We start from the raw sequence: 17,600 nt of genomic DNA, 5'->3' as shown, positions 1-17,600 counted from the left end.
TTTCCATTTATATTCTATGTTTTATAAACATATAAGTAATTATTCTTCATAGAATGTTTAAATGCCTTGAAAAGTCTTTGATCCTTTATTTTTGGACTGTTCAAAATACAATTATTTATGAGTTCGTATTGTTTATAAGAATATTTATAAATATCTTCAATTGGATTTTCTAGATCAATCATGGAATATTTATCAAAAAAGATAAAATATAATCTTGCCCTTTCAACGACATCATCACTTAACCTTTGAACATTTTCTATGTTCTCCAAGTTTTTCTTATATTCATCTATAGTTAAAGAATTTATAGTAGTTTTAGTTGTCTCCAAAAAATTTGAAGTTGTAAAAACTGGAATACCAAAACAAGGGGCTTCAACACCGATTGTTCCGGTACAAGTTAGACAAGCATCTGCATATTCAAATACCACTTTATTATCTACCTTTTTATCAAGATATATAAACTTGGCACCATATTTAGTATTTATTTCATCAACAACGCTTTTAACAGTAATATCACATTTATAAATGTATTCCGATGGATGAGGTTTTACATAGAAATTATGCTCTAATGTTTTTTTTGATAATAATAATAAAGTCTCATATAACCAAGTATAAAAATCTGAATAAAGTGTATCAAAATATTTAACAGCATCGACAAAAGCATGCGAAAATATAAAAAAATTTTTACCTTTTTTTTGTATCGCATACCTATCCTTTAACTCACCTATACTATTTATTTCAGTATTTAAGTATACGTTTGAATTATCAAAATTTTTATGGTTTTTCCCATTAATTCTAAGGAATATTGTATATTCATATTCTTTTTGTAGCTCTTTTTCAGAAATATCGGAAAATATAATATCCATAATTTCTTGATTAAAGCATCTCGGCTTTTTTATAAACCCCTTTGTAGCATTCTGAATAGTAATATATCCGTTCTTAGTCGTTTCTCCATCATAAAATTTTATATTTGGATCTACCAGATAAGCTACTCTAAAGAATATCCCATAATCAGCATATACGTTATGAGATAAAACAACATCAGTAATTTTATTTTCAATTAGAATATCTTTATATCTATAAAAAAGTGTTATAGCGTTATAAATGTATAATAAAAACCTTAAATCCATCTTTCTATAAGTTGGCAAATTCGTGAACCTTAGAAATTGATCATATATAAGATCGCCTATTTCAATACCTTCGCAAATTATATTCCAGCCACAAGTTTTATTATAATTAAAAGTTTTACAATTATTAAATAAAAAAATTAGTGCCTTATATCTATATAAAATGTTTTTAAAAGTATATACCGGTATAAAACTATCTATGCCATATATATTTGCAATATATTTCATCTTAATATCTGAGTTATATTGAAGTAAAGCTATACTATTTGTAGCTCCTAAATTTTCTAAAAGCAATTTGAAATTACAAATATTGTGAACCATTATAGGGTAATCACTAAAAAACTCCACTAGGATATTTCTATTTGATCTTATAAAATTAGAATTTTCTTTAAAATACTTAGATATATTTGATAAATCTATTTTACTTAGCTGTTTAACTTTTGAAACAGACCTTACATAAAAAAAGATATAATCAATAAAGGTTCCTCTCTTTGATAAACTTAATATATCCCTAACATATTTAAAGACGCTCATAAACACCTTCTAATTATAAAACATTAGATAAAATCAACCAAATGCTACTACACTACTTATTTTTACTTATAAAACTATAAATTATTTATTATATATAGAATTCATTATAAATTCTGCATACTTAAAGTCTTCAATGGTATCAATATCTATAGAGCGTTCTCTTGGCATTATATAGGCGTACGAGTTATCCCCATAGTATTTATTTTGTTTTAATAACTTATAATCAAAAACAAATACTGCACCATTTGGAAAATAGCTTTTTCTAATTTCTTGGCGATTTAGAAGTCTTTCTTCAAATATATTTTCAAATTTTCCATCTGCTGTGATATATTTATGCCATTCTATAGGGTGATATTCTTCAGTATAACTAATTACACTATCTGCTTTTTTTTCTATAAAAAGCTCAATAGCACCATCTATATCTTCTGTACTTCTTAATGGTGATGTGGGTTGAAGCAATACAAAATTTTCAATGTTATATCCAAAGTATTTATTTAATCTATCAATGGTATATATGTAATTATCAATGGCTTTTGCGTTATCGCTTGCCAAGTATCCGGGCCTTAAGAAATGACTTTTTGCTCCATATTCGACTGCAATTTTTTCTATGTCTGCAGAATCTGTGGAAATTATTACATCGTTAATATATTTTGATCTAAGAGCCTGTTCTATAGTGTATGCAATCATTGGCTTTCCGCATAATTCTTTAATATTTTTTCCAGGCAAACCCTTGCTACCACTTCTTGCTGGTACAATCGCCAAAAAGTTATTATTTTTATACATTAAAAAACTTCTTTATATTCTTCATTTGCTCTTTGGTATTCTTCAATTCTGCCTATATCAAGCCAATATTCTCTAATAGGAAATGATACAATATTTTTGCTTAATTTTATTAGTTCTTCAAAGAGAGTTGGCATATCATAAAACTCATTTTGAGGAATAAAATCAAAAATTTCAGGTGAAAACATATAAATACCTGCACTTACAAAAAATCTTTGTACTGGTTTTTCTACGATCTCTATTATTTTATTATCATTCATCTTTACCACACCATAAGGCACCTCATAGTCATACTCTCTTACGCACATTGTAGCTGTGGCTTTATGTAGCATGTGATAGTTAAAAATGTGCTCGAAATTTACATTTGTAAGAAGATCGCCGTTCATTACGAAAAATGGTTCACTTGGGCGCTCTTTTAGTAAGCTCAATGCCCCTGCTGTGCCCATCCTTTTTTGCTCTAAAACATAGTCGATATTTACGCCAAATTCTTTTCCATCACTAAAATAGTCTCTAATAATGCTTGCATTAAAATTTACGCACATTGTGATATTTACAAAGCCATACTCTGCGAATTTCTCGACTATCGTTTGAAGGATTGGTTTATTTCCGACTTTTAACATCGGCTTTGGCGTATCTTTTGTAAGTGGTCTGAGTCTAGTACCAAGACCTCCTACCATTAAGATAACCTTATTTGTTCTAATTTTTGGTTCAATAAGCTCTTCTATTTCTTTTAAATCTAAAATCACTCCATCATCATCTACGATAGGTATTTGATGAAGTTTTCTTTTAAGAGCAATCCTTAGGATTTCTTCTTTTGTATTATTAATCTTTGCCACAGCTGGTTTTTTATAAATAATCGTCTCAATAGAACTGTTTATATCCAATCCTCTCAATATTCCTCTTCTTATATCACCATCAGTTATCGTCCCAAGAAGTTTATTTTTCTCATCAACCACTAATGCGATTTGCATAGAACCCTTATCTATAATCTCTAAAGCTTGCCTAATTGTGGCATTCTGCTTTAACTTTATAATCTCTATACTTCTCACAAATTTTCCTTTAGTAAAATATATCCATAAGCCAGAACTTAAAATTACTAGCAACAATAATTTCTAATTTTTATCTATGTGATCATACATGGCTATTTCCTACTGTATCAATTATAACTCTATATTCGGAATGTTATAGTATATCCTCTTTTGTTAGTATATGATCATATTTTAGATCTTTATTTAGTGTTCTTCCTATTATAAATTCACTCATCTCTGGTTTTATTCCTATTCCAGGCCTTTTATAGTCTATATCACAATACTTAATAATTTCTCCCTTTTTCATATCTCTTGTTAAAACTATACTTCTTCTAAATTCCTGTTTCCTTTCGTCTGATTCTGTTGCAGTAATCCTAAAAGAACCCATAGATTCGTTTATTCTCTTGGAGCCATCTACTATAATTTTCATTTCATCTTTATCGGCTGAAACCTTATGATCCCATCCTTCCATATCTTTGTCCAATGTAAAATGCTTTTCTATTAAACAAACCCCCAATGCTACGGATGCCAAAGGTATCGCAATTCCTAAAGTATGATCAGAAAATCCTATTGGATAATCAGGATAAGCTTGCATTAATGTTCGTATATTATTCAAATTTACATCTTTATCAACCGGAGGGTAAGTTGAAACACAGTGCAGTATTACAATATTTTTATTTCCAGTATTTTCTATAGTTTTGATTGCCTTATCAATCTCGTAAAGCTCACTAAGACCAGTTGCTAAAACAATAGGTCTATTTTTTTTAGCCAGATACTCCAAAAATGGATAATTGTTTAAGTCCATTGAGGCAACTTTTATAAATGGACTGTCCAATTTATCTATCAAAAAATCAGCCTCTTTTTTACTAAATGGTGTAGATGTACAATCAATACCTATTTCGTCTGCAAATTTTTTCATTTCCAAAAGCTCTTCTTCGCTTATCGAATAAGCATCTACTATTTCTTCAAGAGTATAATCTGTTCTATTTCTATAGTCATCAGCAATAAAAAAATTGTCCTCATATTTTTTTTTACTAAATATGGTATCTTTTGACCAACTTTGAAATTTTACGCAATCAGCACCTGCTCCTTTTGCTTCAACTATCAATTTTTTAGCCAAATCCATATTTCCATTATGGTTAGAACCCAATTCAGCAATTATGTATGGTTTACAAAAATTATAAACTTCTTTAGTTTTTGTTAATCTTACTCTCATACTATTCTCTCCTTAAGCTAACTCCCACCATAGTGGGTACTTTATATTTTTTAAATTACAAAATTTAATATAATCCAATCTATCAAACATTAAATCAGAAATGTAATTAAATTTATTTAAATTATCATATTGTTGTTTTCTTACAAATAAAATTTTATTAAAAGCTTCTTCATTTATTTTTTTTAAACCGATAGTATTTTCACCGTACTGTCTATAGTAACTAACCGTTTCACTTGTAAAAACTGCTCTTTTATTTTTTAAAAGTATGATTGAAAAAATATACCAATCTACTGCGATTAAATCTTTGTCTATATTAAATTTATCTAAGCCATTTAATCTAATTGCAGTATTTGAAAGCCCAAATATATTCTTATCCTTTATAAACTCAAAATCAATAATTTGCCTATTTCTAAGCCTGTTTGATAAATATTTTTCTTCATAAATACCATTTTCATCAAAAAGAGTCAAATCATTTACTACTACTTCATTGTCTTCCAGTAACTCAAGTGATTTCTCTATGCGATTTTCTTTAAAACAATCATCGCTATCTCCAAAGACCAATACATCATAGCCTTTTTCTATACAATAATTTATCCCATATTCTCTATTTTTTGCTGGAGTGTTTAGATATTTTAGCTCAATAATATTGAGGTCACTGCTATATTGTTTTGCGATATCATCAAAATTACTAAAACCATCATTGACAACTATAATATCAACTTTTTTAAATGTTTGCTTTAATAGTGAATCAAAAAAATCAACTAAGTATGATTTTTCCATGGGGAAAATGGTTGTTAAAAATGCTATTTTCTTTTTTTCATTGAATTTTTTATCCACCATCAAAAACTACAAATTTCCTTTAAAATGCTAGTTTTACGCCTTTATAAAAGCGTTTTTCTCCAAGCTTCTCATCACGCTAGTTCCGCCACCTATGATAGAATTTTTACCTATCACTATATACTCTTTGCTAGTTGCATTGCTACCAAAGAATGTCCCATCTTGCACGACAACACCGCCATTTACCACACTTGCTGTTGAGATATGGCAATGATCGCCGATAGTTGCGTCATGTTCAACAAGTGCCTTTGTATTTATGATACAGTTTTTGCCGACACTTGCACCAGCGTTGATCAAGGCATGATGCATCACCACGCTTCCCTCACCTACACTTGCATGCTTTGAGAGATATGCAAGTGGCGAGACTATGGTTGGAAGTATAAAACCTATCTCTTTTAGTAGCGCAAACAGCCTTTTTCTAGGCCCACTGCTTTTTATCTGCCCAACCGTCACCACAGCATTTTTGCATGATGTAAAAACCTCAGCCAGATCATCATCGCTACCGATGATCTCATAGCCAAGCACCTTTTTGCCAATATTTTCTGCCGTATCTATGATACCAATTATATTAAATTTAGCTTCGCTCTCGATGATATCTATCACACTTTTGCAGTGCCCACCGCCACCTACCAAAACTATATCTTGCATGGCTAAACTCTTGCGCTGCTTGGGATATTTACTATCCTGTCGCTTAGAAATTTAGCATTTTTTAGCTCATCTATTTGGCAGTCTTTAAACATATCAAGCTCATTCATAAGCTGCCAGATAGGGCGCGTAAAAACGCCATTTTCATTGCTAAATTTCAAAAACTCATCTCGCTTTTCACGGCTTTCAAAAAGCACCGCATTTAGCCAAAAATTCGACCTAGCATCCACCGGCTCATCTATAAATTTCACATCATCAAATTTAGAAAAATACTCTTTATAGATCATAGCAAGTTCGCGTTTGCTCTTTAAAAATAGCTCCAAATTTTCAAGCTGCGCTACAAGCAGGGCCGCGTTTAAATTTGGCAAGCGGTAGTTGTAGCCGATCTCGCTGTGGCGATACTCAAAAGGATGTGGCACCTTGGCCGTTGTGGTGATAAATTTAGCGTGCTTTGCTATCTCCTCGTCGTTTGTGATGATAGCTCCGCCACCTCCACTTGTGACGATCTTATTGCCATTAAAGCTCATCGCTGCAAGCTTGCCAAAATTCCCTGTATGAGTGCCTTTATAGTAGCTACCAAGGCTCTCGGCACAGTCCTCCACCAAAGCGACGTTCCAATGCTTGCAAATTTCAGCTATCTCATCTATCTTGCAAGGCAGTCCAAAAGTGTGCATAGGCACGCAGGCTCGCACTATCCTGCCGCTAGTTTTATTTACACATTTGCCGCCTTTTAGCTCGCAGTTTTTCTCCAAAAACGCGCTAAGTGACGCTGGCGACATGCCAAGCGTATCAAGATCAACGTCCACAAAAACTGGCTTTGCAAAAAGGTAGCTAATGGCGTTGCAAGTGGCTATAAAAGTAACTGGCTGGGTGATCACCTCGTCATTTTGCTCTACGCCAGCTAGCTTTAGGCAGATGTGAAGCGCAGAGGTGCCATTTGTCGTGGCAACCGCAAATTTAGCACCGACCATTTGAGCTAACTTGCTCTCAAACTCATCGACAAATTTACCGACACTTGAGACAAAGCTAGAGTCTATGCACTCAAGTAGATATTTTTTCTCATTGCCTATAAATTTAGGCTCGTGAAGCGGGACTTTGTCCTTGCCAAAGGTGCTTTTTATAAATTTTAAAACCTCGTCAAAATCACATTTTTTCATCGAGATACTTTCCTGTTTCTTTATGCATAAAATTTGGTATGAGCTCGAAAACTTCGCGCAAAATCTCCTCTTTGCTCCATGCTAAGCTTGATTTTAAATTTAAGATATTATTTTTGAAAATTTCTAGCTTTTTGCTTTCAAAATTTGCATCATTTTTAACTATGCCGATATTTTGAAGTCTTTGCATATCAAGCTTCTCGCCATCAACGAAAAACTCCTCATAATCCTTCTCTCCAGTCGTGTCGCTAGGTGCAAAAAGACAAGGGTAAAAGCCATCTTTTGGAAGCACTTTTGCAAGCTTTCTAGCCTCCTCCTCATTTTCACACAAAAATGGCTCATAGCCTAAATTTGCTAAGTACCGTTTGGCTATCTCACTAAATGTTATGAGGTCTAAATTTTCATCTAGTTTTGGGAAAAATATATCTCTATTGTCGCCAAAAATAGTGCTTAAAAGGCAGAGTTCACCGCTCTCTTTTGGCGTTAAAAAGTAGCGCCTGACATCGTTTGGAGCGACTATGGGCTGAGACTTTTCTATGCGTTTTTGAAAGCCAAAAAGAAGCGAGCCGTCGCTAAATGCTACGTTTGCAAACCTAGCCATCGAGACGTCGACCTCTAAAGAGTGCCTAAACGCAAACATCTCCATGATGCGCTTGCTAGCTCCCATTAAATTTACAGGGTTTGCGGCCTTGTCGGTGCTGACGCAGAAATATTTTTTTGACTTCATACACATAGCTTGAGCCAGTGTTTTGTCGGTGTTAAAGATATTTGTTTCAAGCATTCTCATAAGTGTAAATGGGTCTTTTTCGCTTCTAACGTGCTTTAGCGCTGATAAATTTAACACGTAGTCAAATCCACCACTTTGCGCTAAAAGTGCGTCAAATTCGGCACTTGCAACATCTATGGCAAAAGTTTTAAAGTCCCCACTTATATATCCAAACTCACTTCTTATGTCACGCACTAGCTCAACAAGGTTGTTTTCAGAGATATCAACGACATAGAGTTTTTTAGGGTCTCTTATAAAGATCTCTTTTGTCACGGCAGAGCCTATAGATCCTGCCCCACCGATAACTAAAAAGCTTGAGCTTGAAACTATCTCTTTTAGGTCTTTATCAAGCGCTTTTATATCATCTTCAAAGAGGTTTTTCGTACGTCCTATTAAGCTTAAGATATTATTCATATTATTTTTCCATTAGATAGCATTATTTTTCTATCGCATCTTTCAATTGTGCTTAATCTGTGTGCAATGATTAGCAATGTCTTATCTTGACTTGTTTCGTATATCTCATCCATTATTTTTGCTTCTGTTTCATTATCTAAAGCACTTGTTGCTTCATCTAGTACTAAAATTTCTGGGTCACTATATAGAGCTCTAGCTATTCCTATTCTTTGTTTTTGCCCACCACTTAACTGTATTCCACCATCCCCAACCAAAGTATCTATTCCTTCTTTAGAAGATAAGAAATCATATATATTGGCCTTTTTTAGAACTTCTATAATTTTTTCTTTATTGTATTCGTAGCCAAAGGCCACATTTTCTCCAACCGTGCCATCAAAAAGGTATATTGATTGTGGTATATAGCCTACTTTTGACCTATAAGATTTTACATTATCAGTGGTTAATTTCTTATCATCTATAACTATTTCACCACTAAGTGGCTTATATAATCCAATAATCAAATCAACTAGAGTAGACTTTCCGCTTCCACTCTCTCCCACAAAAGCAACTTTATCGCCTTTATTTATAATTATGTTGATGTTTTCTAGAACCTTTTTATTTTTATTATACTCAAAGCTTACATTTGTTAATTCTATTTTGTTTTTAAAATCTATAAAATCTTTACCTTCTGTTTGCGGAGTATAGCTAAGATCACTATATACAATATCAAGAGAGCTGGATAAAAATAAAAGAGCATTATAGTTAGAAAGTATTCTATTTAAAGCGGGAAGAATTCTGTATAAAGCTAGGGCATACATAGAAATAATTGGCAAAACAAAGCTTGCATCGTTATATTTAAAAAGAACATAGACAACAATTCCTATAAGAACGCTAAAACCAATCGTTTCTAGAGAGAGTCTAGGTAGTTGATTTAAGGTATTGCTTACAATATTAGCCTTAGCATAACCATGGCTTGTGCTTAAAAATTCACTATAAAGTTTTTCTTCATTTTGTATAAGTTTTATAATCTTAAAATTACCAAATGTTTCATTTAAAATTTTATAAAATTTTGATTGCATTGTTGATCTTCTTGTACCTTCTTTTTCTATTCTTTTTTTTAGAAAAAACAGTAAAAACAATACTTTTGCCCCCAAAAGAATAGTTAAAACTAGAGTCATTTTCCAATCCATTAAAAGCAATAAGGCATACAGCAATACTACAGTAAAAAACTCCGAGAACATCAAAAGCAAGCTTTGCATATAGAAAGAAAGATTTGAAGCTTCATTTACGATAGTCTTTATTAGTTCAGCACTATTTCTTTTTACAAATCTTTTATACGGTAAATTTGTATAGTTTTTAAAGAGTCTAAAGGCAAAAGCGTGAAATCTCCCAAACGCAAATTTATTAAGTATATAATTATAAAATATCGAATAAATGGCTCTAAAAATATAAAAGCTTATTAAAAAAAGTCCAAAAAATATCATAAAATTTGTAGTGGTAGAAAATTCAAAAAAATCATAAACCATTTTTGAGTATTTGTTGCTAACTATTTTTGATGGATCTGATGCCAAAGTGATAAATGGCATAATAGCAGATATTCCAACAGTTTCAATGATCGACAAAAAAATACTCATAAAAATCAAAATTATAAAATTTTTCTTTTCTTGTCGTGTTGTTATTGCTAATAGCTTTTTTAGATTAGTCATTTAAATACCACTCATAAAGTGTTTTTATCCCATCTTCAAGCTCTACTTTATGCCTCCAGCCAAGAGAGTGGAGCTTAGACGGGTCCGTTAGTTTTAGCATCGTTCCATCGGGCCTACTATCATTAAAGTATAGCTCACCTTTAAAGCCAATTATATTTTTAACCAAATTTGCTAGCTCATTTATCGAGATATCTTTGCCTGTGCCTATATTTATATGTGTATTTCTTATCTCTTTGCTATTTTTGTCATAAGTATCTTTAAAGTCTCTATTCTCCAGTAAAAACACACAAGCATCAGCCATATCTTCTGAGTGTAGAAACTCTCGTCTAGGCTCTCCTGTGCCCCAAATTTCTACTCTATCTTTTGAAATACCAAATTTATTAAGATAAGTCATAGCTTCATTTATATTTCTTGCTTTTAGATCTTTTATCGCTTCGTCAAATTTTTCTTCGCTTAAAAGCCTTGCTAGGTGTATCTTTCTTATAAGTGCTGGCAATACATGCGAGGTTTCTAGATTAAAGTTATCATTTGGACCATACAAATTTGTAGGCATTACAGATATGAAATTTGTACCATATTGCAGATTATAGCTCTCACACATTTTCATGCCAGCTATTTTAGCAATCGCGTATGGCTCATTTGTGTATTCAAGTGGAGATGCCAAAAGCACCTCCTCGCTCATTGGCTGTGGAGCATCTTTAGGATATATGCAAGTACTTCCCAGAAATAATAGTTTTTTTACCTTATGCACATAGCTTTGATGGATCACATTATTTTGAATTTGTAAATTTTCATATATAAAATCAGCCCTATACGTACTATTAGCCACTATTCCGCCGACCTTTGCAGCAGCTAGTACTACATACTCGGGCTTTTCTTTTTCAAAAAACTCATAAACAGCTTTTTGATCCATTAGATCAAGCTCGCTATGAGTTCTTGTGATTATATTTTCATAGCCTTTTGATTTTAAATTTCTCACTATAGCAGAACCCACCAGCCCCTTATGTCCTGCTACATAAATTTTGCTATTTTTATCCATTTTTTACTCAAAATAGCTCATTATCTCATATCCACCATCTTTTAGATAGACGTCTTTTGTCATGAGCTTTAAGTCTGATTTCATCATATCATTCACTAGATCTTGAAGATTAAATTCTCTCTTCCAGCCTAGTTTTTTCTCTGCCTTACTAGGATCCCCAAGTAGCAAATCAACCTCTGTTGGTCTAAAGTATCTTGGATCCACACAAACCACAGTTTGACCAACACTTAAATGAGATAAATTTAAGTTTAACTCTTTTGCCTTTTCAAAATTTAGTGAGTCCACGACTCCTACCTCGTCTACACCAGCCCCTTCAAATCTCAAATTTATACCAGCATAGGCAAATGCAAATTTTACAAAATCTCTAACCGCTGTCGTTTGTCCAGTTGCTATCACCCAGTCTTCTGGCTGTGGGGCTTGCAGTATCATCCACATCATCTTCACATAGTCTTTTGCATGACCCCAGTCTCTTTTAGCGTCTAAATTTCCAAGATAAAGCTTGTCTTGAAGTCCAAGCGCTATCTTACTAGCTGCCCTTGTGATCTTTCTAGTTACGAATGTCTCGCCTCTAACTGGTGATTCGTGATTAAACAATATACCATTACAAGCAAAAATACCATAAGCCTCTCTATAATTAACCGTTATCCAGTACGCATACATCTTTGCGACTGCATAAGGGCTTCTTGGATAAAACGGCGTAGTCTCGCTCTGCGGTGTCTCTTGCACTTTTCCGTAAAGCTCAGAGGTAGATGCCTGATAAATCTTAGTCTTTTTCTCAAGCCCTAGTATCCTTATAGCTTCAAGTAGTCTAAGAGTGCCTGTACCATCAGCATTTGCGACATATTCTGGAGTCTCAAAACTTACATGCACGTGACTCATGGCAGCTAGGTTGTAAATTTCATATGGCTGCACCTCTTGGATGATCCTTGTTAAATTCATAGAGTCCGTCATATCGCCATAGTGCAAGAAAAAGTTTCTATTATCAACATGTGGATCTTGATAAAGATGATCTATCCTATCTGTATTAAAAAGACTTGTTCGCCTTTTTATGCCATGGACTATATAACCTTTTTTTAGTAAAAATTCTGCCAGATACGATCCATCTTGGCCAGTTATACCAGTTATTAACGCTACTTTTTTATCCATAAATCACCTTTTAAAATCATCATCTAGGCGAATTATATCATCTTCGCCTGTATATTCGCCGACTTGAGCTTCTATTAAAACCACAGGGATCTTGCCTTCATTAGATAGCCTATGAACTTCACCCATTTTTATATAGATAGACTCATTAGGACAAACAAGTCTAGTTGTCTCGCCAATCGTTACTGTGGCACTACCTGATAGTACTATCCAGTGCTCATTTCTATGAAAATGCTTTTGCAAAGATAGCCTTTTACCAGGCTTTACCTCTATTATTTTTATCTTATAGCCATCTTGATTTTCAAGAACAGTGTAGTTTCCCCATGGTCTGTTCGTAGTAAGATGAGCATTGCAAAGCTCAGAGCTCTCCTCTTTTAAAATTTCCACAACATTTTTTACTTTTTGGCTAGAGGACTTTTTAGATATTAAAAGAGCATCTTTTGTATCAACCACAGTTAGATCATCAACGTCTATCAAGGCTATTTTTTTGCCACTAGATAGGATTAGATTATTGTGAGAATTTATCTGTACTAGATCACTATTTATTGTATTGCCATTGGTATCTTTTGGTAGCTGCTCATCCAAACTATCAAAGCTTCCAAGATCGCTCCAAGATGCATCTAGTGCTACCATTTTTACAATATCTGATTTTTCCATCACAGCATAATCTATGCTGTTTTGTGGGATATTTTGCATATCGGTAGTGTCTATTTTAATATCAAATTCATCTTTTTTTGCGTTATTGAAAGCTAGCTTACATGCTTCAAGTATCTCAGGGGCGAAAATTTTCATCTGATCCAAAAAAACACCTGCCTTAAAGACAAACATGCCTGAATTCCAGTAGAAATTCTGATCTTTTAGAAATTTAACTGCCCTTTCATAGTCTGGCTTTTCATAAAAAGCCTTTACATCACCACTAAAACTCTCAATATAGCCAAATCCAGTCTCAGGCGAACTTGGTTTTATGCCAAAAGTAACTAAAAAATTTTGTTCAGCCAGCTCTTTTGCTACCTTTACGCTCTTTTGATACTCTTTAGCATCCTTTATCAAATGATCCGATGGCGTTACTAAAACCACTTCATTTGGATCAAGTGCGAGGCAAGCCAATGTGATCGCTGGAGCAGTATTTCTACCAACTGGCTCAAGCAGATATTTGAAATTTGTGATATTTAAATTTTCTATCTGATCCATTGCTAAGTAGTAATGATCAATATTTGTTATAACAAATGTCCTATCACAAATTTCACTATTTCGCAGTGCTGTTAGCTGAAAAAGAGACCTATCATCAAATAATTTAATAAATTGTTTTGGCATCAAAGTCCTACTAATAGGCCATAGTCGCGTACCAGAACCACCGCATAATAATATATTAGTCATAATTTATTTCAACTTTAAATTAATATTAAAAATTTTATTTAATTAAACCAAAAACTCACTTTTAAATAGATAAATTTGATGATCTTCGCTCACTAGATCATAATAACACTCTCATCTTGTGTGTTAGCTCCAGGCTCGCTTCAATCTCGGCGCGTTTTGCCATGACACTTTCTATATTCATGCTTAAATTTAGCCCATTTTCATCGCCAAATTTCTTTAGCTCGCACCAAATTTCTTTGATGATCTCGCAGCTACTAGCTAGGTAGTCAGAGCTTAAATTTAGCCTCTCTTCTACCGAGCTTGGCACGCTCACTCCGAGCCATTTGATAAATTCAAGCGTTTTTGCATTGCCCGCTGTGCTAAATGTAAGAAATATCGGCTCGCTTATCTTTGCAGCCGCGCAATCCTCTAAAAATTTACGCGCTAGCTGTGCGTCAAATATCGCTTGCGATATGAAAAATTTAGCCCCAGCTGTGATCTTTTCACGCATCCTTTGTGGCTCATCGCCCTTTTTGCCGTGACGCTCTGCGATACAGACACCACCCACTACTAACTCTTTAAATTCGCTAGCGATCTCGTAAGCGCGAGCTAAATTTAGCCTCACTTTTTGCGTGCTAGAAGTTGCCCCCACTAGCACGTTTAAATTTGAGCTTTGAGCCTTAAGTGCTGCGCGAAATTCATCCTCGCCGTATCCGCTAGCCACGCGGTAAAATATACTAGGCGTTGCAACGTTTAGGTACTTTTTGTAGTAAATTTCTGGGCTTAGCGTCCCACTAAACTCAAATGTCCTCTCGCTATCATTTCTCTCGCTCTCGTCTTGCACCTCGTAAAGCACGAGCCCGTCGGCCTTGATATCATTTATCCGCCCGCTCCAGCGCTCTGAGATCTCACGCAGCTTTGCCTCTTCAAATTCAGCCTTTGGCGGAGTAAGTCCATATAGCACGAGCCCTTTTTCTTTATTTAAAATTTTCTCTTTTAGCATTTTCTCACTTTTGAACTAGATCAGCCCTCATCACCACGCCAACAGAACTTTTTGACGACATGCAGACAAACTCGTCTTTTAGGTATTTTGCGTCGGCTCGCCAAAAGCTTACGATATTTGCCACGTCGGCATTTTGCTTTTTAGCAGCTATCATATATCTTTTTATGACAGCGACAAAAGCCTCTTGGCAATAGCCCTTTATATCTCCGCTATCAGTGATAAATCTTTGAACCTTTACATTTGCCTTTATTACGCTTTTATTTTGGTCGTTTGAGCCAAATTCAAGCCTCACATTTTCAAAGCCTGCTAGCTCTTTTTTGGCAGCTTCTAAATTTAAAGCCTCACTGATACTATAGATATTTGTTTGCTTGTACGCACCTTTGTTGAGTGGTATAGAGTGGCGTCCAGAGCTACATCCGGACGCAAATATAACTAATATTACAAATAGAAAAATCCTTTTCATTTTTCAAATCCTTTTTAATTAAATTTTATAGACCTCTTACGATCTTGACGGCTTCTACCATGTTTTTAAGACTTGGCTCGACCTCTTCCCATTTTCTAGTTTTTAGGCCACAATCTGGGTTGATCCAGAGTTGCTCTTTTGGTAACACCTCAAGCAGAGCTTTGATCTGAGCGACGATCTCCTCGACACTTGGCACACGTGGGCTGTGGATGTCATAAACGCCAGGTCCGACCTCTTGTTTGTAGCCAACGGCTTTGAAAATTTTAAGTAGCTCGTTGCCACTTCTTGCAGTCTCGATACTGATAACATCGGCGTCCATAGCTTCGATGGTCTTGATGATGTCGTTAAATTCAGAGTAGCACATATGTGTGTGGATCTGAGTTTTTGCCTCGGCTGAGCTTACTGAAAGCTTGAAGCAATCAACCGCAAATTTCTCATAAGCTGGGATATTTTCAGCTCTTAGCGGATAGCCCTCTTTAAACGCTGCCTCATCGACTTGGATCACTCTAATGCCCGCATTTTGAAGGTCTGCGATCTCGTCATAGATACAAAGTGCAAGCTGTTTTGCTACCTCGCTTCTTGGAAGATCGTCACGCACAAAGCTCCAGTTTAGCATGGTCACAGGACCCGTTAGCATGCCCTTCATTACGTGTTTTGTGATGCTTTGAGCGTATTTCATCCACTTAACTGTCATCGGCTCTGGGCGACTTACGTCACCAAAGAGAAGTGGTGGCTTGACGCAGCGGCTGCCGTAACTTTGTACCCAGCCATTTTGGCTAAATGCGTATCCACTGATCTGCTCGCCAAAGTACTCAACCATGTCGTTTCTCTCTGGCTCGCCGTGTACTAGCACGTCTAAGCCGATATCTTCTTGAAATTTCACGCAGTGATCGATGTATTTTTTGATGCCTGCTTCATAAGCAGCCGCGCCGATCTCGCCTTTTTTGAAATTTTGGCGAAGTACGCGAAGATCAACCGTTTGAGGGAAGCTGCCTATCGTTGTCGTTGGCAATATGCCGTATTTTAGCGTTTCGCGTTGAATTTTGATGCGGTCTTCAAATTTCTCATCACGCTCAAATTTGCTTAAATTTTTAACGCGATTTTGAACGCTTTCAGAGTGGATGAGCTTTGAAGTGGCGCGAGTTTTAACAGCATTTTTGTTCTCTTCGTAAATTTTAGCCTCAGCCTCATTTAGCTTCTCGCCGTTTGCTAGTTTTGTGATGATCTTGATCTCATCAAGCTTCTCAACCGCAAAGCTTAGCCAGCTTTTGATCTCTGGGTTTAAATTCTCTTCATATTTTAGAGTGTATGGCACGTGAAGAAGTGAGCATGAAGTGCCTATATAAAAGTCTTTGCCGCCTATTTTCTCTGAAATTTCACTTACAAGTTTTACCTTCTCATCGATGTTGCTTTTCCAGATATTTCTGCCGTCGATCACACCAGCAAATAGCGTTAAATGGCTATTTTTGATAGTCTCAAGTGCTTCGAAATTTCTCTTGCCGTGGATGAAGTCAAGTGCGATACCATAAATTTTAGTTTTAGCCACTTCGCTAACTGCCTTGATCGCATGCTCAAAATATGTCGCAAACACGATCTTGATGTTGCTAGCAACGCCTGTTAGCTCGTTATAAACCTTTGTGATAAGTGGCAAAAGGTCGCTTTCGTTTTTGTCAGTTACGAAGATCGGCTCGTCAAACTGCACTAAAATTTCATCATCAAGCTTAGAAATTTGCTCAAGTAGCTTTTTGTACTCGCCTACAAGAGCGTCAAGGTGCTTAAATGGGCAGCTGCCGTCAGTCGTCTTTGAAAGAGCCAAGAACGTGATAGGGCCGATCAAATTTACCTTGCCTTTTACGCCGTTAGCCTTCGCCTCTTTGTACTCGGCTAAAATTTTATCCGCTTTTAGGCTAAATTTACTCTCGCTGCTAAGCTCTGGCACGATGTAGTGGTAGTTTGTGTTAAACCACTTTGTCATCTCCATCGCAACGCCATTTTTGTTGCCTCTTGAGCAAGCAAAATATTGCTCCAAACCGCTTAAATTTGCAAATCTTGGAGGTGTAGCGCCAAAAGCGATGATGTTATCAAGCATTAGGTCGTAAAATGAAAAATCATTAACGCTAATAGCCGAAATGCCAGCGTCTTGCTGATATTTCCAGTGTCTTTGGCGAAGCGTCTTTGCAGTCTCTTGCAAATTTTCTTCGCTAAAGCCCTCTTTACCAGCCCAAAAGCCCTCTAATGCGCGCTTTAACTCTCTTTTCTCTCCGATTCTTGGAAAACCTAAAACATAACTTTTTATCATTTTTATCCTTTATAAATTTAAATTTGCAGACGAAAATTCGCTCTGCGGACTACTATAAAACTGCGCAAGGCGCAGCAACCTTGAACGTGCAGTGGGGTAGGTGGGGGTTTGGGG

General features: G+C 35.2%; 15 protein-coding genes. All 15 read right to left on the bottom strand.

The features are described 5' to 3' along the window. Positions 1-14 precede the first annotated feature (14 nt). The 15 genes from CVT14_RS00075 to metE all read right to left on the bottom strand — a co-directional run bounded on the left by CVT14_RS00075 (position 15) and on the right by metE (position 17,486). Positions 15-1,658 carry a hypothetical protein gene (locus CVT14_RS00075; RefSeq protein WP_021088737.1) on the bottom strand — a complete coding sequence of 548 codons (1,644 nt, stop codon included), beginning with the start codon at positions 1,656-1,658 and terminating at the stop codon, positions 15-17. Between the two features lie 81 nt (positions 1,659-1,739). Further along, the gene (locus tag CVT14_RS00070; RefSeq protein WP_021088703.1) at positions 1,740-2,441 is read right to left on the bottom strand and encodes a cytidylyltransferase domain-containing protein; all 702 of its coding nucleotides are present in this window, start codon (positions 2,439-2,441) and stop codon (positions 1,740-1,742) included. Further along, a complete protein-coding gene (locus CVT14_RS00065) occupies positions 2,441-3,487 on the bottom strand; it encodes a nucleotidyltransferase family protein (RefSeq protein ID WP_107849378.1) in 1,047 nt (348 codons plus the stop codon). Before CVT14_RS00065 ends, CVT14_RS00070 begins: the two co-directional genes overlap by 1 nt. 133 nt (positions 3,488-3,620) lie before the next feature. Beyond that, positions 3,621-4,682 carry an N-acetylneuraminate synthase family protein gene (locus CVT14_RS00060; RefSeq protein ID WP_107849377.1) on the bottom strand — a complete coding sequence of 354 codons (1,062 nt, stop codon included), beginning with the start codon at positions 4,680-4,682 and terminating at the stop codon, positions 3,621-3,623. 12 nt (positions 4,683-4,694) lie between these two features. Next, positions 4,695-5,522: a glycosyltransferase gene (locus tag CVT14_RS00055; RefSeq protein WP_107849376.1), complete on the bottom strand. Its 828-nt coding sequence runs from the start codon at positions 5,520-5,522 to the stop codon at positions 4,695-4,697. Positions 5,523-5,555: 33 nt separating this feature from the next. After that, positions 5,556-6,167, bottom strand: a complete 612-nt coding sequence (locus tag CVT14_RS00050) for an acetyltransferase (RefSeq protein ID WP_021088795.1) — start codon at positions 6,165-6,167, stop codon at positions 5,556-5,558. A gap of 2 nt (positions 6,168-6,169) precedes the next feature. After that, positions 6,170-7,321 (bottom strand): LegC family aminotransferase, encoded by a 1,152-nt coding sequence (locus CVT14_RS00045; RefSeq protein ID WP_107849375.1) that lies wholly within the window; start codon positions 7,319-7,321, stop codon positions 6,170-6,172. Further along, complete coding sequence (locus CVT14_RS00040; protein WP_107849374.1) at positions 7,308-8,498, bottom strand: UDP-N-acetylglucosamine 4,6-dehydratase; 1,191 nt, start codon at positions 8,496-8,498, stop codon at positions 7,308-7,310. Before CVT14_RS00040 ends, CVT14_RS00045 begins: the two co-directional genes overlap by 14 nt. Then, positions 8,495-10,183: an ABC transporter ATP-binding protein gene (locus CVT14_RS00035; RefSeq protein WP_107849373.1), complete on the bottom strand. Its 1,689-nt coding sequence runs from the start codon at positions 10,181-10,183 to the stop codon at positions 8,495-8,497. Before CVT14_RS00035 ends, CVT14_RS00040 begins: the two co-directional genes overlap by 4 nt. Next, positions 10,176-11,222, bottom strand: a complete 1,047-nt coding sequence (locus CVT14_RS00030; protein WP_107849372.1) for a GDP-L-fucose synthase family protein — start codon at positions 11,220-11,222, stop codon at positions 10,176-10,178. The genes CVT14_RS00035 and CVT14_RS00030 overlap by 8 nt, the downstream gene beginning before the upstream one ends. 3 nt (positions 11,223-11,225) lie before the next feature. After that, entirely contained in the window at positions 11,226-12,368 is a 1,143-nt protein-coding gene (gmd, locus tag CVT14_RS00025) for a GDP-mannose 4,6-dehydratase (protein ID WP_021088705.1), read from the bottom strand. A gap of 3 nt (positions 12,369-12,371) precedes the next feature. Beyond that, positions 12,372-13,742 carry a mannose-1-phosphate guanylyltransferase/mannose-6-phosphate isomerase gene (locus CVT14_RS00020; protein ID WP_035169743.1) on the bottom strand — a complete coding sequence of 457 codons (1,371 nt, stop codon included), beginning with the start codon at positions 13,740-13,742 and terminating at the stop codon, positions 12,372-12,374. A 97-nt stretch (positions 13,743-13,839) separates the two neighbouring features. After that, positions 13,840-14,724 (bottom strand): methylenetetrahydrofolate reductase, encoded by an 885-nt coding sequence (locus CVT14_RS00015; RefSeq protein ID WP_107849371.1) that lies wholly within the window; start codon positions 14,722-14,724, stop codon positions 13,840-13,842. 4 nt (positions 14,725-14,728) lie between these two features. Then, positions 14,729-15,187, bottom strand: coding sequence for a hypothetical protein (locus tag CVT14_RS00010; protein ID WP_035169741.1), 459 nt, complete (start codon positions 15,185-15,187; stop codon positions 14,729-14,731). Between the two features lie 25 nt (positions 15,188-15,212). Further along, positions 15,213-17,486: a 5-methyltetrahydropteroyltriglutamate--homocysteine S-methyltransferase gene (gene metE / locus CVT14_RS00005; RefSeq protein WP_107849370.1), complete on the bottom strand. Its 2,274-nt coding sequence runs from the start codon at positions 17,484-17,486 to the stop codon at positions 15,213-15,215. Between the last annotated feature and the right edge of the window lie 114 nt (positions 17,487-17,600).

It is taken from the genome of Campylobacter concisus, from assembly GCF_003048445.1.
Classification (GTDB): Bacteria; Campylobacterota; Campylobacteria; order Campylobacterales; family Campylobacteraceae; genus Campylobacter_A; species Campylobacter_A concisus_BF.
The sequence above is the reverse complement of the archived record's forward strand: the minus strand, read 5'-3'. Positions and strand labels throughout refer to the sequence as shown.